The 408-nt window shown below is 60.8% G+C and carries 1 protein-coding gene; it reads left to right on the top strand.

Features of this window, described 5'->3' with window-relative positions:
* On the top strand, positions 1-408 hold a 408-nt coding region (locus tag HMPREF2617_RS04800), incomplete at both ends, for a transposase (protein WP_210400815.1).

Below are 408 nucleotides of genomic sequence, written 5' to 3' on the forward strand. Positions count from 1 at the left end.
CGCCACCGCGACCTCGACACCCGTGTCGGCACAATCGATGTGGCAGTGCCGAAGCTGCGCCACGGCGCGTTCTTCCCCGACTGGCTGCTCGAGCGACACTCACGTGCCAAACGCGCACTATCGACCGTGATCGCGACGTGCTATCTCAAAGGGGTTTCCACCCGCCGAATGAACGATCTGGTGGCAACCCTTGGCATTTCCAACATGTCGAAATCCCAAGTCTCACGCATGTCGGAAGAACTCGACGAGATGGTCGCAGACTTCAGAAATCGCCCCCTGGACCCCGGCGGGTACGCCTACCTGTCGTGCGACGCGTTGACAATCAAAGTGCGTGAAGGTGGCCGGGTGGTCAAATGCTCCGTACTGCTTGCCACTGGGGTCAACGCCGACGGGTACCGCGAAATGCTC

It is taken from the genome of Corynebacterium sp. HMSC070H05 (assembly GCF_001837615.1).
Lineage (GTDB): Bacteria > Actinomycetota > Actinomycetes > Mycobacteriales > Mycobacteriaceae > Corynebacterium > Corynebacterium coyleae.